Source organism: Paraclostridium dentum, from assembly GCF_012922555.1.
Taxonomy (GTDB): Bacteria; Bacillota; Clostridia; order Peptostreptococcales; family Peptostreptococcaceae; genus Paraclostridium; species Paraclostridium dentum.
Map to the genome: position 1 here is coordinate 1 of NZ_WIPK01000133.1, position 423 is coordinate 423.

At 57.9% G+C, this 423-nt stretch carries 1 protein-coding gene; it reads left to right on the forward strand.

The features are described from left to right. Nucleotides 1-380, forward strand: a 380-nt coding sequence (psbW, locus tag GFJ41_RS21145) for a photosystem II reaction center protein PsbW (protein WP_170076027.1), incomplete at its 5' end; no start/stop codon positions are given. Nucleotides 381-423: the final 43 nt, after the last annotated feature.

Below are 423 nucleotides of genomic sequence, written 5' to 3' on the forward strand. Positions count from 1 at the left end.
CCTCCACCTCGTCAATTGCACGCGCCGCCCTCGTGCAGAAGACCTCCGCATCCCGCCCCGCGGCCGTCATCGGATTGCCGTCGATTTCGAAGATGGGGAGAGTGAGATGCGCCGCGGAGGGGAAGCCAGAAGAGAGTGAATCGAAGTTGGGGATGGGAGCTTCGATGATGATGGCGGCGGCCGCGGCGGCGATGTCGAGCCCGGCGGCGATGGCGTTGGTGGATGAGAGGATGAGCACGGAGGGGACGGGGCTTCCGTTCGGGCTGAGCAACAACCTCCTTGGGTGGATCCTTCTGGGTGTGTTTGGTTTGATCTGGACACTCTACTTCACCTACGTCTCTAATCTCGAAGAGGATGAGGAATCGGGCTTATCTCTTTGAGGAAAGGATTCTGGATTCCTTATATTTCTCTCCTCAATTAAAC